The sequence below is a fragment of the Streptomyces sp. TRM70350 genome (assembly GCF_019219825.1).
In the GTDB taxonomy this organism is placed as follows: Bacteria; Actinomycetota; Actinomycetes; order Streptomycetales; family Streptomycetaceae; genus Streptomyces.
Window position 1 is genome coordinate 450,300 of record NZ_JAHUXH010000001.1, and the last position, 24,494, is coordinate 474,793.

Genomic DNA, 24,494 nt, shown 5'->3' on the forward strand with positions numbered 1-24,494 from the left:
GATCGTGTATCGGTGGTGCCGATCCGAAGTATCGTCCCCCGGCCATCCTGACGTGCCGCAACGCCGACCGCACGTCCGGACCGGACAGGGCTGAGTACGTACGGAAGGGGCCCGGTGCCTCAGTGCTCGTCAAGCCGGTGCCCCGGTGCGCCCGAAGCCGTCCGTCAACGGGGGTGCGATCCAGGCCACTTGACCCGGCCAGGCGGCCGATTGCCGTCTTGCCATGGCCTGTTCGCGGCGCATACTTTTGGCCCTCCTGACGCTTGTCGAGGGGGCTCCTTCATGGCCGTACGCGGCCGGCACCGCCGGTATCAGCCGAACAGGATCAACCGCGCCTCGCTCACCGTCACGGCGGGCGGCGCCGGAATGGCCCTCCCGTTCGTCGGCACCGGTGCCGCGCACGCGGCCGACGTGGCCACCTGGAACAAGGTCGCCGCCTGCGAGTCGAGCAACGACTGGAACACCAACACCGGCAACGGGTACTACGGCGGGCTGCAGTTCAGCCAGTCCACCTGGGAGGCCTACGGCGGCACCGCGTACGCGGCCCGCGCGGATCTGGCCACCAAGGACCAGCAGATCGCCGTCGCGGAGAAGGTGCTCGACGGGCAGGGGCCGGGCGCCTGGCCGGTGTGCTCGCAGCGCGCCGGGCTGACCCGGGGCGGCGAGAGCCCGGACATCAGACCGGCCGGCACCTCGACGCGGCCCGCGAAGTCCACCGTGGCGGACGTCCAGCCGCAGACCACGCCCCAGTCGCGCGCCGGAACCGCCGAGATGTACACCGTCGTCCGCGGCGACACGCTCTCCGCCATCGCCGACGAGCGTGATGTCGAGGGCGGCTGGCAGGGCCTGTACGCCGCCAACCGCAGGACGATCGGGGCCGACCCCGACCTGATCCTGCCGGGCCAGCGGCTGAACCTGCGCGCGAAGGCCTCGCCCACCACGACCGCCCCGGCCACCCCGAACACATCGACCACGACCCGGCAGGCACCCAAGTCGCCGCCGAAGAAGGCCACTTCGGGCGACGACAACCGCGACGACCGGCGCGCTGCCTCGCTCGTCGCCCCGGTCAGCGCCCCCATGGGCACCGCCTACCGCGCGACGGGCTCCAGCTGGTCCAAGGGCTACCACACCGGCGTCGACTTCCCCGCGGCCACCGGCACCTCCGTGAAGGCGGTCGGGCCGGGCCGGGTCGTCGACGCCGGGTGGGGCGGCTCCTACGGCTACCAGGTCGTCATCCGGCACACCGACGGCCGCTACACCCAGTACGCGCACCTGTCGGCGATCTCGGTGAAGGCCGGGCAGGCGGTCGGCGCCGGCCAGCGCATCGGACGGGTCGGCTCCACCGGCAACAGCACGGGCCCGCATCTGCACTTCGAGGTGCGGACCGGGCCCGGTTTCGGCACGGACGTCGACCCGCTCGCGTATCTGCGGGCGGGCGGGGTCAGGATCTGACCCGGACGCGGCTGCGGTCCAGGGCCGGGAAGGGGACGTACGGCGCGCCGTAGAGGGCGTAGTACGGCGGCGTCGACTCCTCGGGAGCGGCGGGCGCGCCGTTGTCGTACCCGCCCTCCGTGAGCGGGCTCGGCAGGAAGACGCCGTCCGGCAGGGAGAGGGCCGCCTGCTTCTCGGTGGGGACGAGGTCGGGCTCGGGCAGCGGCGCCTCGTCGGGGGCGCGTTCGCCGCGTTCCGCCGTCAGCAGGATCAGCCCGCCCGCCGCCACCACACCGCAGCTCAGGGCGAGCACGGTGCCCGTGGTGCCGTAGCGGAAGCTCTCGCCGAACATCGTGATGCCCACCGCGGCGGCCACGACGGGGTTCACGACCGTCAACGTGGCCAGCGGGGCCGCGAGTCCGGCGCCCCGGTAGGCGGCCTGGGACAGCAGCAGACCGGCGACGGCGAACACGCCGATCGCGGCCAGGGACGGCAGCACCGCCGACGTCACCCCGCCGGTCCAGTCGACCGCGACGGTCTTCGTGAACACGGAGGACATGCCGAACGCTATGCCGGACGCGGTGGCGAGCACCATCGCGCGCACCGTCGGGTGGCGGTGCGCCGCACGGCCCGCCAGTATCAGCGTGGCGACCACACCGGCCGTCACCAGGAACACGCCGGTCTGCTGAGTCCCGTCCAGCGACCGCGAGTCGGAGGTGCCGACCAGCGACAGCAGGCCCGCCAGGCCGACGGTGGCCATGACGGCGCCCCGCCAGGCCGTCGACCCGGCCCTGCGGCCCACGAACAGCGCCGCCATGGGCAGCGCGAACACTATGGTCAGCGCCCCCAGCGGCTGCACCACGCTCAGCGGGCCGTAGGCCAGGGCCGCCACGTGCAGCAGGCCGCCGAATCCGTTCAGCGCCACCGCGGCCCACCAGCTGGGCCGACGCAGGGGTGCGTACTGCCCGTCCGACTCCGCCACGCGCTCCTGCACGATCGCCCCGCCCGCGTAGGCCACGGCAGAGACGAGCGACAGCAGCACGGACAGCGCGAGGGCGCTCATGGCCTGCTCCTCTGCGGGCGGCGGGGGCGCTGGGCCCGGCGCGGCGAACGGTCGGCTTCCATAACCAACACGATGCCTTCTCGCGCTGTTCCCGTCGTCGTACCTGAGCACGCAATAGGCCCTACTGCCGATGGAGTACGACCGGCTCTTCGTCATCCCCAGGGTGGGCTACCAGAGGGGGACACCCGCACGCCCGGGCCCCCGGCGCAGCAACTGCCGAACCTCGCTCAGGTGTACGACGGTACGGCATCGGCTGTTCACAGGGATCCCCTGACGTTTCCCGGGCCTCGCGGCCCGGCTGTGGTCGGCCATCCCGTGGTCTTCCGCGCGCGGCGCATCTGGGTGACCATGAAGGGACCAGCCGTTGAGACAGGGGGTTCCGGGTGCGAGTGGGACTGCTGACCCGGGAGTACCCGCCGGACGTGTACGGCGGCGCGGGCGTCCATGTCGAGTTCCTCGCCCGGGAGTTGCGCCCCCTGGTCGACCTGGAGGTGCACTGCTGGGGCGAGGGCCGCAGCGAGGGCGTGGTCCGCCACCGCCCCTGGCCCACCCTCGACGGCGCCAACGACGCCCTGCGCACCTTCTCCGTGGACCTCTCCGTCGCGGCCGCCCTCCAGGGCCGCGAACTCGTCCACTCCCACACCTGGTACGCCAACCTCGCCGGCCACCTCGCCAAGCTCATGTACGGCATCCCGCACGTGCTGACCGCCCACTCCCTGGAGCCGCTGCGCCCCTGGAAGGCCGAGCAACTCGGCGGCGGATACGCCCTGTCGAGCTGGGCCGAGCGCACCGCGATCGAGGCCGCCGACGCGGTGATCGCCGTGTCGGGGGCGATGCGCGAGGACATCCTCGCCTGCTATCCGGCGCTGGACCCGGCCCGCGTCCACGTCGTGCACAACGGCATCGACACCGAGCTGTACCGACCGGATCCGGCCACCGACGTCCTGCACCGTCTCGGGATCGACCCGGCCCGCCCCTATGTGCTGTTCGTCGGCCGCATCACCCGGCAGAAGGGCGTCCCCCATCTGCTGCGCGCGGTGCGTGACATCGACCCGTCGGCGCAGGTCGTGCTGTGCGCGGGCGCGCCCGACACGCCCGAGATCGACCAGGAGTTCCGCGACCTGTACCAGGAGCTGAGCCGGGTCCGCGACGGCGTGCGCTGGATCCCCCGGATGCTGCCCCGCCCGGAGGTGATCCAACTCCTCACGCACGCGGCCGTGTTCGTCTGCCCCTCGGTGTACGAGCCCCTGGGCATCGTCAATCTGGAGGCGATGGCCTGCGGCACCGCCGTGGTGGCCTCCCGGGTCGGCGGGATCCCGGAGGTCGTCGCCGACGGCAGGACCGGCCTGCTGGTGCCCGTGGACGACGACTTCGTCACCGGCCTCGCCCGCGCCCTGGACGCGGTGCTCGCCGACCCGGAGGGCGCCCGGCGGATGGGTGAGGCGGGGCGGGAGCGGGCGGTGGGCGAGTTCGGCTGGGACACGGTCGCCCGCCGTACGGCCCGGCTTTACGAGGAGATCCTCGGGCGGACGGACGACCGGGGGATCCTCGAACAGGCTTAGTCCGCCCTGCTCAAGGGCAGGCATGGGTCAACCACGGTGAGGGGAGCGGCTATGCGGCGTGGTGGTCCTTCGGTGCTCGGAATCGTACTGGCGGGCGGAGAAGGCAAGCGCCTGATGCCCCTGACCGCGGACCGGGCGAAACCCGCGGTGACCTTCGGCGGCACCTACCGCCTCGTCGACTTCGTCCTGTCCAACCTCGTCAACGGTGACATCCTGCGCATCTGCGTCCTCACGCAGTACAAGTCGCACTCGCTGGACCGGCACATCACCACCACCTGGCGGATGTCCAGCCTGCTCGGCAACTACGTCACCCCGGTCCCGGCCCAGCAGCGGCTCGGCCCACGCTGGTACCTGGGCAGCGCGGACGCCATCCTGCAGTCCCTGAACCTGATCTACGACGAACGGCCCGAGTACGTCGCGGTGTTCGGCGCCGACCACGTGTACCGCATGGACCCGCGGCAGATGCTCGCCCAGCACATCGAGTCCGGCGCGGGCGTGACCGTGGCCGGTATCCGCGTCCCGCGGTCGGAGTCCTCGTCCTTCGGGGTGATCACCCCGGGTTCGGACGGCAGCACCGTCGAGCGGTTCCTGGAGAAGCCCGCGGACCCGCCGGGCCTGCCGGACGACCCCGACTGCGTCCTGGCCTCGATGGGCAACTACATCTTCTCCACCAAGGCCCTCATCGAGGCCCTCCAGCGGGACGCGGAGGACGCGAACTCGGTGCACGACATGGGCGGTTCGATCCTGCCCCAGCTCACCGCGCGCGGCGAGGCACACCTGTACGACTTCGGTGACAACCACGTGCCCGGCGAGACCAGCCGCGACCAGGGCTACTGGCGGGACGTCGGCACGCTCGACGCGTACTACGACGCCCACATGGACCTCATCGCCGAGCGCCCCGCCTTCAACCTCTACAACCGCAGCTGGCCCATCTACACCCACTCCAACCAGCTCTCACCGGCCCGCTTCAACGCCGGTGGCATCGCCGGGGAGTCGATCATCAGCGCGGGCTGCCTGATCCGGGGGCAGGTCACCCGGTCGGTGCTGTCGCCCGGTGTGGTGGTCGACCCGGGAGCGGTCGTCCAGGGCTCGGTGCTGCACGACAACGTGCACATAGGGCGGGGCGCCGTGGTGCGGGGCGCCGTCCTGGACAAGAACGTGGAGGTGCCCCCGGGGGCGACGATCGGCGTCAACCCGGAGCGGGACGCGGAGCTGTACACGGTGTCCAAGGGCGGGGTGATCGCGCTGGGGAAGGGGCAGCGGGTGCCCTGAGGGGGCGGGGTCGATTACTCGTTCGACCCCAGGCGCGGGCGCCGCTGCGCGCGGCGTCCGGAGGTTTCCGTGTCGTGCCCGGAGGTCTCGGCGCGGCATCCGGAGGTCTCGGTGCAGAGCCCGGCGGTCTTCGCGTCGCGCCCGGAAGGCCCGGTGTCGGATCGGGCGGTTTCCGTGTGGCCTGCGGCAGAGCCCGTGTCGCGCCCCGGAGATTCCCCTGTCGCGCCCCGAAGGCCCCGTGTGGCGCCCGCCGCGTCTTCGTGTGACGCTCCTTACGTCTCCGTGCCGCCCTGCCCCCTTGTTCGTGACCACTTCTGTCACATGAGCCCCGTGAGTCCCACAGCTTTCGCATGCGTCGGGACTTAATCTGCTGTTAACTGTGCGTAGCCTGATCGTACTTGACCGTAATCGCGCGTGGGCGATTGACTGCTGGCCCACCCGTCGTCGACGCGAGGCAAGCCATTGACTTCTGACGACCTGCTCGCTCCCCTTGACCTGGCGTTCTGGAACATCGAGTCCGACCGGCACCCCATGCATCTGGGGGCGCTCGGCGTGTTCACGTCCCACTCGCCCGCCGCGGGCGCCCACGCCGCCGACCTGCTCGCCGCGCGTGCCGCCGCCGTGCCCGGGCTCCGGATGCGGATCCGGGACGTATGGCGGCCCCTGGACCTGCGACAGCCGCTGGCCTTCGGCGGCGCGGCCCGTGAACCCGCGCCGGACTTCGACCCGCTCGACCACGTCCGGCTGCACGCCCCGACGGCCGATTTCCAGGCGGTGGCGGGCCGCCTGATGGAGCGTCCGCTGGAGCGCGGCCGGCCCCCGTGGGAGGCCCATGTGCTGCCCGGGGAGGACGGCGTGTCGTTCGCCGTGCTCTTCAAGTTCCACCACGCCCTCGCCGACGGCCTGCGCGCCCTGACCCTCGCGGCGGCGGTCCTGGACCCCACGGACCTGCCCGCGCCCCGCCCCCGCCGGGTGGAGCCGACCCGCCGCCAGCTGCCCGACGTGCGCAAACTGCCCGGCCTGGTGCGCGGCGCCCTGTCCGACATGGGCCGCGCCCTCGACATCGGCGCCTCCGTCGCCCTGTCCACCCTGGGCGTGCGCTCCTCGCCGGCGCTGACCTCCGAGCCCTCCGGAACCCGCCGTACCGCCGGAGTGGTCCTCGACCTCGACGACGTCCACCGCGTCCGCAAGGCCGTCGGCGGCACCGTGAACGACGTCCTGATCGCCGTCGTCGCCGGCGCCCTGCGCGGCTGGCTCGACGAACGCGGCGACGGCAGCGACGGCGTCGCACCCCGCGCCCTGATCCCGGTCTCCAAGCGCCGCCCGCGCACCGCACACCCCCAGGGCAACCGGCTGTCGGGCTACTTGATACGGCTTCCGGTCGACGACCCCGACCCGCTCGCCCGCCTCGCCGCGGTCCGCACGGCCATGGACCGCAACAAGGACGCCGGCCCCAACCGGGGCGCGGGTGCCGTCGCGCTGCTCGCCGACCACGTCCCGGCGCTCGGCCACCGGCTCGGCGGCCCGCTGGTCAGCCAGGCCGCGCGGCTGTGGTTCGACATCCTGGTCACCAGCGTGCCGCTGCCCGGCCTCGGCCTGAAGCTGGGCGGCAACCAGCTCACGGAGGTGTTCCCCTTCGCCCCGCTGGCCGCCGGCCAGTCCCTCGCCGTCGCCGTCTCGACGTACCGGGGGCGGGTCCACTACGGGCTCGTCGCCGACGCGGCGGCCGTACCGGACCTCGACCGGTTCGCCCAGGCGGTGGCCGACGAGCTGGAGACGCTGATCAAGGCCTGTGCGGCCTGATCATGACGGGTTTGGTGGTGCGGCCCGGCGCTCCGTAAAATCTGCCGTTCGAATGCGGACGCGACCTTCAGCGCCGCGACGGCGGAGATTCAGGGAAACGGCAGCGGCGATGACGGTGACAGAGGACAGCTCGGCGACCACGGACGAGGTGGTGTACGGGCCCGGCATCGACCCGGAGCGGCTCGCCGTCTGCCTGAGCGTGCTGGAGGAGCTCGACAAGCTCGACGTCGACCACCCCGACGCGATCCTGGTGCGCCGGGCCACCTCGCACATCTACCGCACCGTCAAGCAGCGCCGCCGTCAGGAGCGCCGGGCCGCCAAGACCGCCCACGACAAGGCGGTCACGGAGGCCACGGCGACCGGCTCCGCCCAGCGCATCGACGACGAAACGGAGGGCATCCTGCCCTCGTCGCGGACCGCCGAGGGCCAGATCGCGGGGATACTCCAGCGTCCCCGCTCCTGCTACATCTGCAAGCAGCGGTACGTCGAGGTCGACTACTTCTACCACCAGCTCTGCCAGAAGTGCGCCGCCGAGAACCGCGCCAGGCGTGACGCCCGCACCGACCTCACCGGCAAGCGCGCGCTGCTCACCGGCGGCCGCGCCAAGATCGGCATGTACATCGCGCTGCGGCTGCTGCGCGACGGCGCGCACACCACGATCACCACGCGGTTCCCGAACGACGCCATCCGCCGCTTCAAGGCGCAGCCCGACAGCGACGAGTGGATCCACCGGCTGAAGATCGTCGGCATCGACCTGCGCGACCCTGCCCAGGTCGTCGCGCTCGCCGACTCGGTGGCCGCCGAGGGCCCGCTGGACATCCTGATCAACAACGCCGCGCAGACGGTACGCCGCTCCCCGCAGGCCTACAGCGAGCTGGTCGCCGCCGAGTCCGCCCCGCTGCCCGCCGGTGAACTGCCCGCCTCCGAGGTGATCGGCACCTTCGGCTCCGGCGCGGTCGCCGCGCTGCCGGTGGCCGGGGGCGGCGCGCTGACCGCGCAGGACGTCACGGACCTGGCGCTGGTGTCGGGCTCGGCGTCCCTGGAACGCATCGCGGCCGGTACGGCGATCGACGCGGGTGGCCTGGTGCCCGACCTGCACGACACCAACAGCTGGATCCAGACGGTCGAGGAGGTCACGCCGGTGGAGCTGCTGGAGGTGCAGCTCTGCAACTCGACGGCGCCGTTCATCCTGATCAGCCGCCTGCGCCCGGCGATGGCGGCCGCGCAGGCCCGCCGCACCTACGTCGTGAACGTCTCGGCGATGGAGGGTGTCTTCGCCCGCGGCTACAAGGGCGCCGGGCACCCGCACACGAACATGGCCAAGGCCGCGCTGAACATGCTCACCCGGACCAGCGCGCAGGAGATGTTCGAAAAGGACCGCATCCTGATGACGGCCGTCGACACCGGCTGGATCACGGACGAGCGCCCGCACCCGGACAAGGTCCGCCTCGCCGAGGCGGGCTTCCACGCCCCGCTCGACCTGGTCGACGGCGCGGCCCGCGTCTACGACCCGATCGTGCGCGGCGAGGCGGGCGAGGACCTGTACGGCGTCTTCCTCAAGGACTACGCGCCCGGCAAGTGGTGAGCCGCGCTCACCTGCTCTGGCGGGTGTTCTCGACGAGGTCCATCCAGGCGATGCCCATGAGCAGCGCGGCCACGCCGAACAGCAGTGCGCTCACGGCCAGGGCGAAGAACAGGACGGTGCGGGACAGGCCCCCGAGATCCGGGGTGCGCCGGGGGCGCGGGGGCGGCGTGGTGTCGCTCATGTGTGCCACCTTCTTCACGGCGTCCTGCCGGAACGTCCCGGCCCGACTGCCGAGGCGTACCGGGCGACAGGTGCCATCTCCATGATCCCACCAGGCCGCCGGACACGCCTGTCTACCGGACGCCACGATCATCCAGGTCTCCCGGCCGGCTGCGGCCCGGCCGCCAGCGCCGTGTTGGCCACCGGTGTGTGCGGTCGGTCGGCGGTTTGGGGCCGGGGGCCGGGGGTGCGATCAGCTGCGATTGCATCTCGGCTGCCGGTGGCTGTGGTCGGTTGGCGGTTTCGGGTCGGCTGCCGGGGGTTGCGATCGTCCGAGGCTCCGGGCCGGCTGCGGGTGGTGGCGATCGTTCGAGGCTCCGGGGTGGGCTGCCGGGGGTTGCGCTCGGTCGGGCTTCGGGGGAGCCTTTGGACCGCGTCCGCCGCGTGGTCCGCGTGCCCCGCGTCGTCGCCGGGCCGCAGCAGATGCCCGAGGTCGTGCACCAGGCCCGCGACCTGGAGTTCCTTGTCGGCGGGGCGACTTGGGCGCAGCAGCGCGGCCGTCTGCAGCGCGTGGTCGTGCAGGTCGACCGGGTCGCCGCTGCCCTCAGGGGTGGCCCAGGCGCCGCGGCAGGCGTACAGCAGATCCGTCAGCTCTTCGACACTGCGCAGCTCCATGCGTCAGTCCTCCCCCCCCCGGACAAGCCGTTGCCGTGCGCGCCAGCAGACCATGGCAGGCTTGCGAATCGGCCAACGGGACCTGAACTGCGTGACGCCACGACAGCGGTCGGTCGCGGGCCTCCCCGCGGTAGACCGGTCGGGTGAGTCACTATGGGTCCATTTCGTTACAAATGCCCGCAGAATTCGCCTGGTCGCACACGCGATGACTCGCGATCGTTACCCGCAGTTTTCAGCCCTATCGAGCGGGCCCCCGCTCATTTGGTTAATCTGGTCCTGACGGACAAGCAGCAACGGGTCCCTACCCACACCCATCGTCCGTCCCGGGACAAGCCGGTGCACAACGGCCTGCTCTCACGCAAGTTACCGACGCCACCGCGTCCAACAGCACCACGTCAGACCCGAACGGGCGTCGGGCAGCGGACCCAGGCCGCCGGCGCGCCCCGAGGGTGACCCGACACATAAGGAGTGCGCGGTGACACCGGAGAAGACGAATCGCGAACAGCGCCCCAAGGAACGCACGGAGCGCGCGGGCCGCCGGCCCGGCGAGATCGGCAGCCTCGACGTGTGGGCCCGGTCCGCCCCGATCCGCCTGGCGGGCTACGAGGACGACCTCGCCGAGCCGCACATCCTGCCCAGCGTGGACTGACCGGCACGAGCCCTTCGCGATCGCCGACCGCATGGGCGTGCGAGACTCACGCCCATGCTGATCAGGGAAGCAACGGCCGACGACTGGCCGCACATCTGGCCGTTCTGGCACCGCATCGTCGCCGCCGCCGAGACCTACGCCTGGGATCCGGACACCACCGAGGACGCGGCCCGCGCCCTGTGGATGAGCCCGGCCAAGCGGGTGTACGTCGCCCAGGACGACGACGGAGCCGTCATCGGCTCCGCCTACCTCACTCCCAACTACGGCGGCCCGGCCGCCCGGGTCGCCAACGCGGGCTTCATGGTCGACCCCGACCAGGCCGGCCGTGGCATCGGCCGGACCCTCGCCGAGCACATCCTGACCGAGGCCAAGGCCCACGGCTACCGGGCCATGGTGTTCAACGCGGTCGTCGAGACCAACCCGGCCGTACAGCTGTGGACGTCCCTCGGCTTCACGATCCTGGGCACGGTGCCGGACGCGTACGACCACCCCAAGCACGGCAGGGTGGGCCTGCACATCATGCACAAGACCCTCTAGAGAGCCCCTGACCTCAAGAGCCCGTCCAGAGACCCCCTACTCCAGCGGCGCCGTCCGCCGCCATGGCCGCGCGCTCTCCAACTGGCCCGCCAGCTCCAGCAGTTCCGCCTCCGACCCGGGCCGCCCCACGAGTTGTACGGCGCAGGGGGCGCCCGACGGCAGGGTGCCGAACGGCACGGCCATCGCGGGCCAGCCGGTGAGGTTCCACGGGGGCGTCATCGGCGAGTAGGTGGTGTTGGCGGCCACGTTGCGCAGCCAGCCCCGCTCGTGCCAGGGCCCGGCCTTGGGCGAGCGGCGCGCCAGCGCGGGCGTCAGCAGCACGTCGTACTCGGCGAAGAACGGCTCAAGGCGCCGCCGCAGTTCCTCCCGGGCGGTGCCGGTGCGCACCGTCCGCACGAACCTCCGCCCGACGGCCGCGTGGACCCGCGTGCGCCGGGCCAGCAGCCGCACGTCGAGCCCCTGGGCGTCGACGCAGGTACCCGCCGTCCAGTGGGCGAGGGAGGCGAAGCTCAGGGTGGCCGGATACGGCGGGTCGGCGCGCCGCACCTGGTGACCGCCCTTGATGAGCAGCCCGGCGGCCTCCCGGGCGGCGGTCGTATACGGCTTCCCGACGGTGACGCCGGCGATGGGGCTGCGCAGCGAGACGGCGACGCGGCGGGTGGCGGGCGCGTCCTGCCGTACGACAACGTCGGTGCCGGCCAGGACGGACAGCATCAGCCGGGCGTCCTCGACGGTCGTCGCCAGCGGTCCGTTCTCGGACATGCCGAACCAGTCGCCGTCGCTGATGCCGGCCGGGACCACCCCGCGGCCCGGCTTGATGGTGACGACACCGCAGTTGGCCGCCGGTATGCGCAGGGAGCCCATCCCGTCGTTGCCGAGGGCGATCGGCACCATGCCCGCCGCCACGGCGGCCGCGCTGCCACCGGACGAACCGCCCGCCGTACGCGTCGTGTCCCACGGATTGCGGGCGGTGCCGTGCACCCCCTCGGTCGTACCGAACACACACAACTCCGGCACGTTGGTCAGCCCCACCACGACCGCACCGGCCGAGCGCAGCCGGGCGACGGTGACATGGTCCTGCTCGGCGGGTACGTCCGGCGTCGCGGCGGAGCCGATCCGCGTGCTCTCGCCCCGCACGGCCAGATTGTCCTTGACGGCCACGGGCACGCCCGCGAGCGGCAGTTCGGCCAGGTCGTCCCGCGCTCCCACCTCGTCGGCCTCGGCGAGCGCCCGCTCGGCCCGGACGGCACGGAACGCCCCGATCCGCCCGTCCAGTTGCTGGATCCGCGCCAGATGCCCGGCCACCACCTCCCGGGGGGTGACCCGCTTCTCCTGCACGGCGGCGGCGATCTCGACGGCGGTCCGTCCGACCCAGTTGGTCACGGGCGCTCCTTGGTCGTGTGGCCGGGGTGGTGCGTGGTCTGGCCGACATCCTGGCAGAGCCGACGCCCGCCCGTACGCCCCCGCCCTCCTCACGCCCCGCAGGGCCCGGGGCTGTCCCGCTCGATCAGCCGCGGCACCGGCACCGTCCGTGCCGGGCCGCCGTCCAGCAGCGAGGTCAGCTCCTGCGTGGCCCTCCGGCCGAACAGCCCGCGCGGGGAGGGCGGGTACGTCCTGGACAACGGCCTGCTGCGGATCGAGATCGACGACCGGGGCCTTGTCGTCGGCGCGTGGCGCGTCACCCAGGTGCAGTCGCTGCCGCCGGGGGAGCGGCGGCTGGTGCTGGACACGGAGGTGGACTGGCACGAGACGGAGAAGTTCCTCAAGCTCGCCCTCCCGCCCGACGTGCACCACGGTCTGCGTCTCCCTCCTGCGCGCCCCGCGCTTCCCGGACCCGGGAGGGCGTGCACCGCTTCCGGCACGCCCTCGTGGTCGGCGCGAGCATCGGCGACGCGGTGCGGGAGGGCTGGCGGATCAACGTGCCGGAGCGGCGGGTGAGGCCGAGTTGCGCGCGCAGCCACTCCTCCACCGCGCCCACGTGCACGGCCGCCGCCGCCCTCGCCGCCTCCGGGTCACGGGCGGCCAGGGCGCGGTGGGTCGCGGCGTGTTCGCGGCGGGTACGGGCGAAGGCGCCCCGACGGCTTCCGGCAGATCAAGCTGAAGGTGGGCGCCGACCTCGACGACGACATCCGCCGCTGCCGGGCCGCCCGCGCGGTCGTCGGCCCGGACGTCCGCATGGCGATCGACGCCAACCAGCGCTGGGACGTCGACGAGGCGATCCGCTGGACCAAGGCCCTCGCCGAGTTCGACCCCTACTGGATCGAGGAGCCCACCAGCCCCGACGACGTCCTCGGTCACGCCGCGATCCGCCGGGCCGTCGCCCCGGTCAAGGTCGCCATCGGGGAACACGCGCACAACCGGATCGTCTTCAAGCAGCTCCTCCAGGTCGGCGCCATCGACGTCCTCCTAGCTCGACGCGGCCCGCGTCGGCGGCGTCAACGAGAACCTCGCCATCCTGCTGCTCGCCGCCCGGTTCGGCGTCCCGGTCTGCCCGCACGCCGGAGGCGTCGGCCTGTGCGAACTCGTCCAGCACCTGGCGATGTTCGACTACCTAGCGGTCTCCGGCACCACCGACGACCGGGTCGTCGAGTACGTCGACCATCTCCACGACCACTTCCTCGACCCGGTCCGGATCCGGGACGGCCACTACCTCGCACCCACCGCGCCCGGCTTCTCGGCCACCATGCGGCCGGAGTCCGTCGCGCGCTACACCTTCCCCGACGGCACCTTCTGGGCCGCCGACCGCGACGACACACAGAAGAAGGGGCAAGCGGCATGACCGGCTTCGAGGGCATCAGGGCCCTGGTGACCGGCGGCGCCTCCGGCATCGGCCGCGCCACCGCGGAACTCCCGGCCGAGCGGGGAGCCCGGGGCGCCGTCCTCGACCTCGACCCGTCGACGGTCGGCAAGCCCCTCCTCGGCATGCCGTACGCGCCCTCGCCGCCCTGTCCAACACCGTCTGCAAGCTGTCCGGCCTGGTCACCGAGGCCGACCTCGCCACCTGGACCGTCGACGACCTGCGCCCGTACGCCGATGTCGTCCTGGACGCCTTCGGCCCGCACCGGCTGATGTTCGGCTCCGACCGGCCGGTGTGCACCCTGGCGGCGACGTACGGTGACGTGCTCGCCGTGGCAGCGGAGTTGATCGCCGGTATCGGCCCGAGCGACCGCGCGGCGGTCTTCGGGGGCACCGCCACCCGCGTCTACGACCTCTGAGCAGTCTCCGCCAGCCGCGTCGGCGGCAGATACTCCCGCACATACGTCCGGTCCCAGCACGCGCCCGTCTCCCGCAGCTCCCGCCAGGTCGTGTACCGGTAGCGGAAGAGGCGGGCGCGGACGAAGCGCGGCGGCTCGTCGGGCGGGAACGGGGAGCGGCGCAGCAGCTTCAGGGTGTCGCGGTCGTTCTCCAGCAGACGTTCCACGAGGGCGCCGAACCACGAGCCCGCGTAGGCCGGGGACAGCGCCGCGAACCACATCAGCCAGTCCAGCCGCAGATGGTAGGGCGCGAACTGGCGCGGCCAGTGCCGTGGATCACCGGGCTTGCCCTTGAACTCGTACTCCCGCCAGTCGGAGTCCTCGCGCGGTACGGCGTCGGCGGTGCCCTCGATGACCACCTCGTAGCGGACCCGGCTGACGCTGCCGAAGGCGCCGTAGGTGTTGACCAGGTGGAGCGGGTCGAAGGAGCGGTTCATGACCTGGCGGCGGGAGACCATGTTGGCGACCGGGCGGTAGCTGAGGAACACGATCAGCGCGGCCACGGCCAGCACCACGACCACGTACCAGAGCGGGGCGTCCGGGACGGACGGCGGGTCGGTGGGGAACCGGATCGCCGAGAGGGCCAGCACGATGGTGATCCAGTTCAGCCAGGAGAAGTTGCCGGACAGGACCAGCCACAGCTGGGTGACGATCATCAGCGCGGCGGCGGCCGTGGCGATCGGCTGCGGGGCGAAGAGGAGAAACGGCACGACGAGTTGGGTGACGTGGTTGGCGGCCACCTCCACGCGGTGCAGCGGCCGGGGGAGATGGTGGAAGAACCAGCTCAGCGGGCCCGGCATCGGCTGGGTCTCGTGGTGGTAGTCCAGACAGGTCAGCTTGCGCCAGCAGGCGTCGCCGCGCAGTTTGATCAGGCCCGCGCCGAACTCCACCCGGAACAGGATCCAGCGCAGCAGGAACAGCACCACGATCGGCGGCGCCACCTCGTCGTTGCCGAGGAGGATCGCGAGGAAGCCGACCTCCAGGAGCAGGGACTCCCAGCCGAACGAGTACCAGGTCTGGCCGACGTTGACGATGGACAGATACAGCAGCCAGGGCAGCACCCACAGCAGCATCCCGGCCCACAGCGGCACCATCGAGTCCACGCCCGCCAGCAGCGCCGCCGACACCGCGCAGCCCGACCAGGCGCACACCGCGAAGAAGCGGTCGGAGTAGTGGAGTTGGAAGAGGCTGGGGGCTCGTTTGAACGGCACGTCCGCGGTGTAGTGCGGGACCGGGAGCATGCCGCGTGATCCGATCAGCGCCCGGAACTGCAGGGCCGCCGTCAGGAACGCGACCAGATAGACGGCCGCCAGGGCCCGCTGGAAGACCAGCCGGGTCAGCCAGTAGTCGGGTGCGGTGAACCACTCCACGGTCGTGCGCTCCTCTCCTTCATTCTGGTGCCGTCACTCCGGGCTCCGGCCCTGCTGTCACTGTTGGTAGTCGTGCTCTCCGTTCGCGTGGCCCGAGAGAGTGAAGCAGACAATAGTGTCGAAATGCTCATGGCGAGGCGGGCGAGGCGGGCGAGGCGGGAGAACGTGGTGCGCATACCCACCGGGACCTTCGTCACGGCCTGCGCCCTCTCGCGGCCCTGCTCGTCGCCGAGCCGGTCAAGGACCAGGGCCCGGACCCCTTCACGGACTCCTCGGCCGTCTCCTCGGCCACCCCGGCCGCCGTCACCCGAACGCCGCAGCCGGACCCGGCGGCCCGCTCGGGTCCCGGCGTCACCGCCCCGGCGACCCTCACCGGCGTGCGCTCCTACTCCGGCCGGACGCCCGGTCTCTACGGCGGCAGGGCACGGGCCGGCAGCTGTGACGTCGACCGCCAGATCCGCCTGCTCACCGCCGACCGGGGCAGGGCGAACGCCTTCGCCGGGGCCATCGGCGTCTCCCCGGAGTCCGTCCCGGGCTGTCTGCGCGGGCTCACCTCGGCCGAACTGCGCGCCGACACCCGGGTCACCCCGTACGGATACAGCGACGGCCGCGCCACCGACCGCCAGTCGGTCCTCCAGGCGGGCACCGCCGTGCTCGTGGACGACCGGGGCGTCCGCCGCGTCCGCTGCGCCTGCGGCAACCCGCTCGGCGCACCCGTCGCCCTGCGGGGCACGCCGGGCAGCAGCGGCCGGGCATGGGTCGGGTACCGGCCCACCGAGGTGATCGTGGTGACTCCGGCGCCCCAGGTGATCACCGACATCACCCTCGTCGACGTCGTCGACCACACCTGGATCGAGCGGCGGATCGGGCACGACGTCCGCCACGACAAGGTCGTACCGAAGCCGCAGGGGCAGCCGGACCGGCCGAACCCGTCGCGCGCGCAGCCGCAGGTGACCGAGTCCGGCGGCCTCCCGAGTGACGGCGCATCCATGGCGGAGGGCGGCGAGGACGCGGCCCCGGCGCTGGAGGAGCCCGCGACCGAGACGGCCACGCCGGTGGTGGACAGCGACACCCCGCTCCTTGTGCCGGAGGCGGGCAGCACGGCCCCCTCGCTGCCCGGCGAGCCGACCCTGCCAGAACCCGCGGAGCCCCCTGGACCCCTCCGCCGAGATCGGCCCCGAGACCGTCCCGGAGACCCCCGGCCTGCCCGACGGCGGCGCACTCATCCGGATGACACGGACGCCCCGGACGCCCCCGAGACCGCCGACGAAGGAATTCAGCCAAAGAACCTGAGCTGATCCGGTCGAAGAATCGGTCGAATCCTGGCAAGGTGGGCCCATGGTTGATCGGGGAGCGAGCGCCCTGTCACTCCCGGACGACTGGCCCGCCCACCCGGACCCGATCCTGGCGCTCAACCAGATGGGCAGCTTCGACTGGGACCTGGACAACGGTCTGTTCCACATGGACGCCCAGGCCCACGAGGTCTTCGACCTGCGCCCCGGCGAATACGACGGCCGCCCGGAGTCCCTGACCGTGCGCGTCCCGCCGGCCGAGGGGCGGCGCCTGGACAGCCTGGTGACCCAGGCCATCAAGGACGGCAGCGAGAACTACGGCGCCTACTTCCGCATCCGCCGCCGCGACGGCACCCTGCGCTGGACCCACACCCAGGGCTACATCCGCCGCGACGAGTCCGGCCGCCCGCGCCGGATCATCGGCATCGTCCGGGACGCCACCCGCGAGCTCAACGAGTCGGTGGCGCGTCGCGACCAGACCGCCTGGAACCTGGCCGGTCGCCGGGAGCAGACCAACGTCGTGCAGCTCATCACGGCCGCCCTCGCCAACGCCCGCACCGTTCAGGACGTCATCGACGTCCTGAAGGACACCCACGGTGTCACCCATCTGGGCGCGACCAGCCTGGTCATGGGCCTGGTCGAGGCCGGGCGCATCCGGCTGGTCGCCGAAGGTCCGGAGGGCAGCTTCGTACCCGGCACCCTGATCACCCGCATCGACGAGCCGTATCCGATGAGCGAGGTCGTCCGCACGCTCAGCCCGCGCTTCATCGAGTCCCCGGAGGAGTTCGCCGAGGGCTACCCGATCCTGTGGCCGCACATCACCGACCTCGACATCACCTCGGCCGCCTACCTGCCGCTCATCGTCCAGGCCCGTCCCATCGGCGCGATGGGCCTGCTCTACAACGACCGCCACGGCTTCACGACCGAGGAACGCGACATCCTGGTCGCCCTCGGCAGCAGCATCGCGCAGAGCCTGCAACGCGCGATGTTCTACGAGCAGGAGAAGGACCTCGCCAGTGGCCTGCAGCAGGCCATGCTGCCGCGCACCATCCCCAGCGTGCGGGGCGCCGACGTCGCCGTCCGCTACCGTTCGGCCTCCCTCGGCCGGGACATCGGCGGCGACTGGTACGACCTGATCCCGCTGCCGGGCGGCCGGGTCGGCGCGGTCATCGGCGACGTCCAGGGCCACGACACGCACGCCGCGGCCGTGATGGGCCAGCTCCGTATCGTCCTGCGCGCCTACGCCGCCGAGGGCCACACCCCGGCCACGGTGATGGCCCGGGCCTCCGTCTTCCTGCACGAACTGGACACCGACCGCTTCGCGACCTGCCTGTACGCCGAGGCCGACCTCGCCACCGGAGTCGTCCAGGTCGTCCGGGCCGGCCATATCGATCCCCTGATCCGGACCCCCGACGGAAGTTGCCGCCGCGTTCCCCTCCAGGGCGGCCTGCCGCTCGGTCTGTCCGCCGAGTTCGGGCGCCTGGCCTATCCCGTCGGCACCATCGAGCTCGACCCCGGGCACACGCTGATCCTGTGCACCGACGGCCTGGTCGAGCAGCCCGGCGCCGACCTAGACGACGGCATGAAGGTCCTCACCGCGCTCGTCGCCTCCGGCCCGCAGGACGTGTGGAAACTCGCCGACCTGCTCATCGACGTGGCCGAGGAGCGCGGCGGCGACGACGACGTGGCGCTGCTCCTGCTGCGCCGCCGCGGCGTGGACGCCCCGCAGAGCGGCGGCCGCCTCCAGCAGCACGTCGCGCCCGGCGACCCGGAGGCGCTGAGGCAGGCCCGGCACATGATCCGCGCCGCCGTGCGCGCCTGGGGCGCCGCCGACCGCTCCGACGAGGTCGAACTCGTCGCCGACGAGCTGATCACCAACGCCCTGATGCACACCGAGGGCGCCGCGATCGTCACCCTGCGGGTGCTGACCGACACCGACCGCCGACTGCGCGTCGAGGTCGAGGACTCCTCCAGCGCCCTGCCCCGCCGCCGCGAGGCCGGTGACTGCGGCGTCTCCGGCCGCGGTCTGCTCCTCGTCGACCTGCTCACGGACGTGTGGGGCGTGGAGGCGCGGGGCGGCGGCAAGTGCGTGTGGTGCGAGTTCGTCGTGCCCGACCGGGACTGAACCCCCGATGCCCTGCCCGGGGCCCCGCCGGCAGTGTCGGTCCCGGATGGCACTCTGGACGTATGCCGGAACTGCCCGAGGTCGAAGCGCTCAAGGACTTCCTGACCGACAACCTGGTCGGTCACGAGATCGTGCGCGTGCTGCCGGTCGCGATCAGTGTGCTGAAGACGTACGACCCACCGCTCTCCGCCGTCGAGGGCCGTCAGGTCGTGGCCGTGCACCGGTACGGCAAGTTCCTGGACGTCGAGACGGACGGTGGCCCGCATCTGGTGACCCACCTGGCCCGCGCGGGCTGGCTCCAGTGGAAGGACCGCCTCCCCGACGGCCCGCCCCGCCCCGGCAAGGGCCCCCTGGCGCTGCGCGTGGCCCTGGAGACCGGCGCGGGCTTCGACCTCACCGAGGCCGGCACGCAGAAGCGGCTCGCGGTGTACGTCGTGCCCGATTCGCGGCAGGTGCCCGGAGTCGCCCGGCTCGGCCCCGACCCGCTCGCCGACGACTTCGACGAGGCCCGCTTCGCCGCCCTGCTCCAGGGCGAACGCCGGCAGCTCAAGGGCGTCCTGCGCGACCAGAGCCTGATCGCCGGCGTCGGCAACGCCTACAGCGACGAGATCCTGCACGCCGCGAAGATGTCCCCGTTCAAACTGGCCGCGTCCCTCACCCCCGACGAGACCCGAAGACTGTATGAGGCTCTGCGCACCACGCTCACGGAGGCCGTCGAACGCTCGCGGGGCCTGGCGGCCGGACGGCTGAAGGCCGAGAAGAAGAGCGGCCTGCGCGTGCACGGCCGCACCGGCGAGCCCTGCCCGGTGTGCGGCGACACCATCCGCGAGGTCTCCTACAGCGACTCCTCACTGCAGTACTGCCCGACCTGCCAGACCGGCGGCAAGCCGCTCGCCGACCGCAGGCTGTCCCGGCTGCTCAAGTGACCGTTCAGCGGGTCGGCGGCCACCACTCGACCAGCAGGATCGTCGCGTCGTCCTGAAGCCGGCCCGGCTGGGCGTCGAGGATCGAGTGGATCAGCTTGCGCAGCGTCTCCGGCGCCAGCTCGCCCGCGGCGGTGGCCCGGATGACATAGTCGGCGAACCGCTCCAGACCGAACTGCTCGCCGTCCCGGGTCCGCGCCTCGGTGACCCCGTCGGTGTACAGCAGCACCCGGTCACCGGGCTGCAGCGCGACCTCGTGCACCTTCCGCCCCCGCTCGGCCAGCAGCGACGGCACCCCCATCGGCGGATCGGCCTCCCGCTCCAGCGCGTCGACGAGCAGTCGCTGGTCGCGGATCAGCAGGGGCGCCGGATGCCCGCAGTTGACCCAGCGCAGCACGCCGCTCGCCAGGTCCAGCTGGGCGAGCACGCCGGTGCAGAACTGGTCCGGCAGCCACTGGGCCAGTGCGTCGTCCACGCTCTGCACCAGCTCCGGCAGATCGGCGCCGGTGCGCCGGGCGTTGCGGCAGGCGGCCAGCGACACGGCCGTGGTCAGCCCCGATGCCAGGTTGTGGCCCATGGCGTCGAGGACCGCGGCGTGCAGCGTGGTTTCCGTGAGGGCGTGGTCGAAGGCGTCGCCGCCGAGTTCGTAGGCGGGCTCCAGCACTGCCGTGGAGATGACGTGCGCGGTGCCGATCGTGCGGGGCGGCAGAAAGGCGCGCAGCATCTCGGCGGGCAACTGCATCGGTTCGGTGCGGGTCCGTCGTACGAAGGACTCCCTGTACGCCCGCACGGACGTGAGCATCATGGCCAGCAGGGCGGCGAGGGCCCGGCTGCTGCGCAGCGAGGCGGGGCTGAGCACCGGGCAGTGCACCGCGAGCACGCCGAGCCGCTCCGCCCCGTCCAGCAGCGGGAGCCACGCCGTCATGCCGCCGGTCTCGGACTCCGCCACGCGCAGGGACTGGGTGCGGTAGGTCCAGCCCGCGAGGGAGCCGTCGACGGGCAGCGCGGAGGTGACGTCGGTCAGCGGGACCAGCTGGCGCTGCTGGAGGTCGGCGAGGTAGACCACGGAGTGCTGCAGGCCGAGCGCCTTGGAGCAGCGGGCCACGGCGGTGGACAGGTCGAGCGCCGCGTTGTCCGGATCGGCGAGGAACTCCTCCAGTCGGCCCTCGCCCGGGTCCGCCGTCGTCACCTCGTCTCCCCTCGTCGGGACCGCGCCGCGGTCGGGTCGCGTCGTTCAGCAGTCTCACACCGCCGCCCGGGGTGTGCTCGGTGACCGGGGCGGGCGGGGGCAACGAGGGGGCGAGGGCACCGCCGGAAGGGTGAGCGGTCACTCATGGGGGTCCAGTGTCACCAGCCGCTCCCCGGCCGTCGTGCGCACCTCGTAGCGGTCGATCTGGTCGGGGTGCAGGGCGGTGGCGCCCTGCATGGTGTTGGGGCGGGCGTCGTGCCGGGGGACGGTCCAGTTGGTCGCCGTCTCCTCCGAGCCGTCGCCGCCGATCACGACCAGTCGGCAGGCCCGGGGCCCGGCCGCGTCCTTGACCTCCAGCACCACCTTGCTGCCCCAGGGCGCGTCCTCGGTCGTGACCTGCGCCCACACACCCGAGCGCTCGTCGGTCGCCGAGATGCTCACCGCCTGCTCCCCGCGCTCGGCCACGATCGCGATCGCGGGTCCGGCCACGGCGCACACCACCGCGACGGCCACCGCGAACAGCCGCAGCCGGCGCCCGGCCCGACGCCGCGCCGCGACCTCGCCCAGCAGCCGGTCCAGCAGCCGCGGCCCGGGCCCCGCCATGGGGTGCACCGAGCGCGGGGTGGCCCGCCGGTAGAGCATCAACTGCCGTGCGGTGGGGCCGAATTCGGTGACCCGCAGGGAGCACTGAGGGCACTCCATGAGGTGGTCCTCGAAACGGAAGGCGTCCGCCTCGTCCAGCACGCCGAGCGCGTACGCGCCGACGTCGCGATGCCTCTCCAGGGACCTCATGCCGAATCCTCGTGCCGTTGGGTGCGGGTGGTGTCACTCCTTGCTCCCACCGGTACGCACCAGGCCGCGGAATCACTCAAGCCGTCTACAGAATCGCAACCAAGGGATTCGGAGCGGCCCACCCCGAGGATTGGTCGGATTCCCGACGCATCCCGGAAGGATCCGGAGGACGAGCCAGAAGGATCCGGAGGGCGAGTCCCGGAAGGATCTAGAAGAGGTGGATGGCCAGGTGCCCCAGCGGCAGCCCCAGCTGCCACGCCGGCGTCCACACCTTCGGTCCGTCGTCCTCGCCCACCAGCGGACCGCCGCCCGGGACCGCGTTCAGGTCGGGCGCGAGCAGCTCGGTCTCCTGCAGCCAGCGCCAGGCGGCCTCCGCCAGCTCCAGGTCCGGCGCGGGGCCGCCGGACTGAGCCGCCTCGGTGGCCACCTGCGCCATCCGCTCCCGTACCCAGTCCTGCCACGGCTGGTCGTACGCCGTCAGCGACAGCCAGGTCTCCAGCTGGGAGACGACCCGGATGCCGGACAGCTCACCGTCGGTGTCGGACAGGAAGATGGTCAGCGCCAGGGCGTCCCGCCCGGCGCGGAACTCGAAGGACGTCGGCGGCATCAGGTCGCCGGTCCGCAGCAGTTCGTCGGCGATGTACTCGGCGTACAACCAGGCCATGGGGACGGCGAGTTCACCGCCACCGGTGCCGCCCCTGCTCTGGTGACCTCTGTGCTGCATCCCTTCCTGCCTTCCTCCGGTGGTGCGCATCGCCCGACCCGGGTCCGTGGGCTCCGGCCCGATCCGGAACACGGATGAGGACAGCCGATTACTCAACCGGGGTCCTCAGCAAGGCGCTTTACGGAGGTTTGACTCGGCGGTTGGTTTCACCGCAGGTCGGCCGCGTATCCCGGAAGCACCCGGCGCAGGGCGCGCAGCGCGTAGTACGCGCGGGACTTCACGGTACCGGGCGGGATGCCCAGGGCCTGCGCCGCTTCCGCCACAGTCGCCCCCTGGAAGTACACCAGCACCAGAACTTCACGGTGTTCCGGCGTGAGTGTCTTCACAGCCTCGCGGACGTCGACGGTGGCGGCCGACCGTTCCGCGTGATCGGCGCACACGCGCGCGTTCTCCAGGATCGCGTCGCCGACCTCGGGCGGGCGCGCCTGGCGGGCCCGTCGGGCGTCGATCGCGAGCCGCCGGCCCACGGTCAGCAGCCAGGGCCGTACGGACTCGAAGGCGTCGGCGCGCAGCGCCTCGGGGTGTTGCCAGGCGCGCACGAGGGTCTCCTGGACCAGGTCCTCGGCGCGCTGCCGGTCGCCGTCGCAGAGCCTGAGCAGCAGCGCGAAGAGCGGTCGGCCGTGCTCCCGCTGGAGCGCGGCGAGCTCGTGCTCGGCGGTCGTCCCGCTGGTGATGGTGGTTCCGGCCGTCATGGCCGTATGGCATCGCAGGGTGCGGTTTCAGGACAGGGAGCGCACACGGTGGTGCGACGGACGGTCGAACGCGTCGGCGAACGGTACGACGAACGGTCCGCCTCGCCCGCTCGCGCGGCGCGGACGGGTTAAAGGGGCCCCTGGGGCTGTTTGCGACTGTGTTCAGCTTCGTACCTATTTGTGGGTAAGTACGACCACACCTGGGGTGAGCTGATGATCGTACGCATCGCACGCAGTCGACAGGTGGCCCTGGCCCTGACAGCTCTGCTCGCCGCGGCTGCCGCCTGCCAGGCCCGCGACGAGGAGTCCATCGCCCGCACGGGCCCGCAGGCCGCCACCGCGGCCACCGCCGTCACCGCCGGTCCCCGCGCCTTCACCCTGGTCGCCTCCGGCGACGTCCTGCCGCACACCTCCGTCAACGAGCAGGCCCGCTTCGACGCGGGCGGCGTGGGCCATGACTTCCGGCCCATGTTCGCCGCCGTGGCACCCGTGGTCTCCGGCGCCGACCTGGCGCTGTGCCATATGGAGACGGTGTACGGCGAGAACGGCGACTACTCCGGCCAAGCCGAGTTCACCTCCCCGCCGGAGATCGCCCAGGGCCTCGCCGACACCGGCTACGACGGCTGCTCCACCGCCTCCGAACACAGCCTCGACGACGGCGCCCGGGGCATCCGCCGCACCCTGGACGCCCTCGACCGGGCCGGCGTCCGGCACGCCGGGTCGGCGCGCACCGAGGAGGAGGCGGGCACGGTCACGATCCTGCCCGCGGGCACGGCGCGGGTCGCCCACCTCGCCTACACCTTCGGCACGGAAGGTCACCCGCTCCCCGCCGGGCAGCCCTGGGCCGTCAACCTGATCGACGAGGGCCGGATCCTCGCCGACGCCCGGGCCGCCCGGCAGGCGGGCGCCGACGTGGTCGTCGTCTCCCTGCACTGGGGCACCGCATGGCAGGAGGAGCCCGACCGGCGGCAACTGTCCCTGGCCCGGACGCTCACCGCCGCCGCCACCGGCGGCCGCCCCGACATCGACCTGATCCTCGGCACCCACGCCCATGTCCCGCAGGCGTACGAGAAGGTCAACGGCACCTGGGTTGTCTACGGCATGGGCGACCAGATCGCCGGCGAGATGACCAACTACCGAGGCGCCCCGGACCCGCGCGCCAACCAGTCCACGATCGGCCGCTTCACCTTCGCCCCGCCCGCCCGTCCCGGCGGCCGCTGGGAGGTGCGGAAGGCCGAGTTCATTCCGCAGTTGTTCGACATCGACGCCGGCCGGGTGATCAACCTCAACACCGCCCTCGCCCAGGGCGCCGACGTGGCCGGTGTGCGCGACCGCATCCAGCGGGTCGTCCTCAGCCGGGGCGCGGCACAGCACGGGCTGGTGATGGGGGAGTAGGG

The 24,494-nt window shown here is 72.5% G+C and carries 20 protein-coding genes and 4 pseudogenes; 13 read left to right on the forward strand and 11 right to left on the reverse strand.

The annotated features are described in order from the left end of the window. The first annotated feature begins 282 nt into the window (after positions 1 to 282). Complete coding sequence (locus KWI83_RS02050) at positions 283 to 1,452, forward strand: peptidoglycan DD-metalloendopeptidase family protein (RefSeq protein ID WP_218512468.1); 1,170 nt, start codon at positions 283 to 285, stop codon at positions 1,450 to 1,452. Here KWI83_RS02050 and KWI83_RS02055 read toward each other — a convergent pair. Further along, on the reverse strand, positions 1,442 to 2,494 hold the full coding sequence (locus KWI83_RS02055; RefSeq protein WP_218512469.1) for a DMT family transporter: 1,053 nt from the start codon (positions 2,492 to 2,494) through the stop codon (positions 1,442 to 1,444). The two genes, KWI83_RS02050 and KWI83_RS02055, sit on opposite strands and share 11 nt — an antisense overlap. A 383-nt stretch (positions 2,495 to 2,877) precedes the next feature. On the opposite strand from KWI83_RS02055, the gene glgA reads away from it, so the two are divergent. The 4 genes from glgA to KWI83_RS02075 all read left to right on the forward strand — a co-directional run bounded on the left by glgA (position 2,878) and on the right by KWI83_RS02075 (position 8,716). Continuing rightward, complete coding sequence (gene glgA / locus KWI83_RS02060) at positions 2,878 to 4,056, forward strand: glycogen synthase (RefSeq protein WP_218512470.1); 1,179 nt, start codon at positions 2,878 to 2,880, stop codon at positions 4,054 to 4,056. A 51-nt stretch (positions 4,057 to 4,107) separates the two neighbouring features. Then, positions 4,108 to 5,328 (forward strand): glucose-1-phosphate adenylyltransferase, encoded by a 1,221-nt coding sequence (gene glgC, locus KWI83_RS02065; protein WP_218512471.1) that lies wholly within the window; start codon positions 4,108 to 4,110, stop codon positions 5,326 to 5,328. A 462-nt stretch (positions 5,329 to 5,790) separates the two neighbouring features. Continuing rightward, positions 5,791 to 7,131 carry a wax ester/triacylglycerol synthase family O-acyltransferase gene (locus tag KWI83_RS02070; protein WP_218512472.1) on the forward strand — a complete coding sequence of 447 codons (1,341 nt, stop codon included), beginning with the start codon at positions 5,791 to 5,793 and terminating at the stop codon, positions 7,129 to 7,131. Positions 7,132 to 7,240: 109 nt separating this feature from the next. After that, positions 7,241 to 8,716, forward strand: a complete 1,476-nt coding sequence (locus KWI83_RS02075; RefSeq protein WP_218512473.1) for an SDR family oxidoreductase — start codon at positions 7,241 to 7,243, stop codon at positions 8,714 to 8,716. A gap of 7 nt (positions 8,717 to 8,723) precedes the next feature. On the opposite strand, the gene KWI83_RS02080 is transcribed toward KWI83_RS02075, so the two are convergent. Next, on the reverse strand, positions 8,724 to 8,897 hold the full coding sequence (locus KWI83_RS02080) for a hypothetical protein (RefSeq protein WP_218512474.1): 174 nt from the start codon (positions 8,895 to 8,897) through the stop codon (positions 8,724 to 8,726). Between the two features lie 128 nt (positions 8,898 to 9,025). Then, positions 9,026 to 9,550 carry an inositol oxygenase gene (locus tag KWI83_RS38055; RefSeq protein WP_256361612.1) on the reverse strand — a complete coding sequence of 175 codons (525 nt, stop codon included), beginning with the start codon at positions 9,548 to 9,550 and terminating at the stop codon, positions 9,026 to 9,028. Between the two features lie 475 nt (positions 9,551 to 10,025). Between KWI83_RS38055 and KWI83_RS02090 the strand changes: the two genes are divergently transcribed. Beyond that, the gene (locus KWI83_RS02090) at positions 10,026 to 10,199 is read left to right on the forward strand and encodes a hypothetical protein (RefSeq protein ID WP_107082809.1); all 174 of its coding nucleotides are present in this window, start codon (positions 10,026 to 10,028) and stop codon (positions 10,197 to 10,199) included. 54 nt (positions 10,200 to 10,253) lie between these two features. After that, complete coding sequence (locus KWI83_RS02095) at positions 10,254 to 10,736, forward strand: GNAT family N-acetyltransferase (RefSeq protein WP_218512475.1); 483 nt, start codon at positions 10,254 to 10,256, stop codon at positions 10,734 to 10,736. Positions 10,737 to 10,772: 36 nt separating this feature from the next. Here KWI83_RS02095 and KWI83_RS02100 read toward each other — a convergent pair whose 3' ends face one another. The 3 genes and pseudogenes from KWI83_RS02100 to KWI83_RS38060 all read right to left on the reverse strand — a co-directional run. Next, positions 10,773 to 12,119: an amidase gene (locus KWI83_RS02100; RefSeq protein ID WP_218512476.1), complete on the reverse strand. Its 1,347-nt coding sequence runs from the start codon at positions 12,117 to 12,119 to the stop codon at positions 10,773 to 10,775. Positions 12,120 to 12,208: 89 nt separating this feature from the next. Continuing rightward, positions 12,209 to 12,322: pseudogene (locus KWI83_RS02105) on the reverse strand (LacI family transcriptional regulator); the annotation flags it as partial. A gap of 353 nt (positions 12,323 to 12,675) precedes the next feature. Next, positions 12,676 to 12,810, reverse strand: a pseudogene (locus KWI83_RS38060) (GntR family transcriptional regulator); the annotation flags it as partial. A 2-nt stretch (positions 12,811 to 12,812) separates the two neighbouring features. Here KWI83_RS38060 and KWI83_RS02115 point away from each other — a divergent pair. Continuing rightward, positions 12,813 to 13,515 (forward strand): annotated as a pseudogene (locus tag KWI83_RS02115) (enolase C-terminal domain-like protein); the annotation flags it as partial. A gap of 142 nt (positions 13,516 to 13,657) precedes the next feature. Next, positions 13,658 to 13,951, forward strand: a pseudogene (locus tag KWI83_RS02120) (amidohydrolase); the annotation flags it as partial. Here the strand turns inward: KWI83_RS02120 and KWI83_RS02125 are convergent. Further along, positions 13,939 to 15,360, reverse strand: a complete 1,422-nt coding sequence (locus KWI83_RS02125; RefSeq protein ID WP_218512477.1) for a lipase maturation factor family protein — start codon at positions 15,358 to 15,360, stop codon at positions 13,939 to 13,941. The pseudogene KWI83_RS02120 and the gene KWI83_RS02125 sit on opposite strands and share 13 nt — an antisense overlap. A 377-nt stretch (positions 15,361 to 15,737) precedes the next feature. Here KWI83_RS02125 and KWI83_RS02130 point away from each other — a divergent pair, with 377 nt between their 5' ends. The 3 genes from KWI83_RS02130 to KWI83_RS02140 all read left to right on the forward strand — a co-directional run bounded on the left by KWI83_RS02130 (position 15,738) and on the right by KWI83_RS02140 (position 19,703). Beyond that, the gene (locus tag KWI83_RS02130) at positions 15,738 to 16,658 is read left to right on the forward strand and encodes a DUF6777 domain-containing protein (protein WP_218512478.1); all 921 of its coding nucleotides are present in this window, start codon (positions 15,738 to 15,740) and stop codon (positions 16,656 to 16,658) included. Positions 16,659 to 16,698: 40 nt separating this feature from the next. Next, positions 16,699 to 18,777: a SpoIIE family protein phosphatase gene (locus KWI83_RS02135; RefSeq protein WP_218512479.1), complete on the forward strand. Its 2,079-nt coding sequence runs from the start codon at positions 16,699 to 16,701 to the stop codon at positions 18,775 to 18,777. Between the two features lie 62 nt (positions 18,778 to 18,839). Beyond that, positions 18,840 to 19,703: an Fpg/Nei family DNA glycosylase gene (locus KWI83_RS02140; protein WP_218512480.1), complete on the forward strand. Its 864-nt coding sequence runs from the start codon at positions 18,840 to 18,842 to the stop codon at positions 19,701 to 19,703. Between the two features lie 4 nt (positions 19,704 to 19,707). Here KWI83_RS02140 and KWI83_RS02145 read toward each other — a convergent pair whose 3' ends face one another. From KWI83_RS02145 to KWI83_RS02160, 4 genes are all read right to left on the reverse strand, one after another. Then, positions 19,708 to 20,889, reverse strand: a complete 1,182-nt coding sequence (locus KWI83_RS02145) for a PP2C family protein-serine/threonine phosphatase (RefSeq protein WP_218512481.1) — start codon at positions 20,887 to 20,889, stop codon at positions 19,708 to 19,710. A 138-nt stretch (positions 20,890 to 21,027) separates the two neighbouring features. Further along, positions 21,028 to 21,681 carry a zf-HC2 domain-containing protein gene (locus tag KWI83_RS02150; RefSeq protein WP_218512482.1) on the reverse strand — a complete coding sequence of 218 codons (654 nt, stop codon included), beginning with the start codon at positions 21,679 to 21,681 and terminating at the stop codon, positions 21,028 to 21,030. A 208-nt stretch (positions 21,682 to 21,889) separates the two neighbouring features. Beyond that, positions 21,890 to 22,405, reverse strand: a complete 516-nt coding sequence (locus tag KWI83_RS02155; RefSeq protein WP_218512483.1) for a hypothetical protein — start codon at positions 22,403 to 22,405, stop codon at positions 21,890 to 21,892. A gap of 146 nt (positions 22,406 to 22,551) precedes the next feature. After that, a complete protein-coding gene (locus tag KWI83_RS02160) occupies positions 22,552 to 23,097 on the reverse strand; it encodes a sigma-70 family RNA polymerase sigma factor (protein ID WP_218512484.1) in 546 nt (181 codons plus the stop codon). Positions 23,098 to 23,310: 213 nt separating this feature from the next. Here KWI83_RS02160 and KWI83_RS02165 point away from each other — a divergent pair, with 213 nt between their 5' ends. Further along, a complete protein-coding gene (locus KWI83_RS02165; RefSeq protein WP_218512485.1) occupies positions 23,311 to 24,492 on the forward strand; it encodes a CapA family protein in 1,182 nt (393 codons plus the stop codon). Positions 24,493 to 24,494: the final 2 nt, after the last annotated feature.

Coding starts and splice junctions, on each gene's coding strand:
- KWI83_RS02050 (WP_218512468.1), top strand. CDS start 283: ATGGCCGTACGCGGCCGGCACCGCCGGTATCAGCCGAACAGGATCAAC.
- KWI83_RS02055 (WP_218512469.1), bottom strand. CDS start 2,494: ATGAGCGCCCTCGCGCTGTCCGTGCTGCTGTCGCTCGTCTCTGCCGTG.
- glgC (WP_218512471.1), top strand. CDS start 4,108: ATGCGGCGTGGTGGTCCTTCGGTGCTCGGAATCGTACTGGCGGGCGGA.
- KWI83_RS02075 (WP_218512473.1), top strand. CDS start 7,241: ATGACGGTGACAGAGGACAGCTCGGCGACCACGGACGAGGTGGTGTAC.
- KWI83_RS02080 (WP_218512474.1), bottom strand. CDS start 8,897: ATGAGCGACACCACGCCGCCCCCGCGCCCCCGGCGCACCCCGGATCTC.
- KWI83_RS38055 (WP_256361612.1), bottom strand. CDS start 9,550: ATGGAGCTGCGCAGTGTCGAAGAGCTGACGGATCTGCTGTACGCCTGC.
- KWI83_RS02095 (WP_218512475.1), top strand. CDS start 10,254: ATGCTGATCAGGGAAGCAACGGCCGACGACTGGCCGCACATCTGGCCG.
- KWI83_RS02135 (WP_218512479.1), top strand. CDS start 16,699: ATGGTTGATCGGGGAGCGAGCGCCCTGTCACTCCCGGACGACTGGCCC.
- KWI83_RS02140 (WP_218512480.1), top strand. CDS start 18,840: ATGCCGGAACTGCCCGAGGTCGAAGCGCTCAAGGACTTCCTGACCGAC.
- KWI83_RS02150 (WP_218512482.1), bottom strand. CDS start 21,681: ATGAGGTCCCTGGAGAGGCATCGCGACGTCGGCGCGTACGCGCTCGGC.
- KWI83_RS02155 (WP_218512483.1), bottom strand. CDS start 22,405: ATGCAGCACAGAGGTCACCAGAGCAGGGGCGGCACCGGTGGCGGTGAA.
- KWI83_RS02160 (WP_218512484.1), bottom strand. CDS start 23,097: ATGACGGCCGGAACCACCATCACCAGCGGGACGACCGCCGAGCACGAG.
- KWI83_RS02165 (WP_218512485.1), top strand. CDS start 23,311: ATGATCGTACGCATCGCACGCAGTCGACAGGTGGCCCTGGCCCTGACA.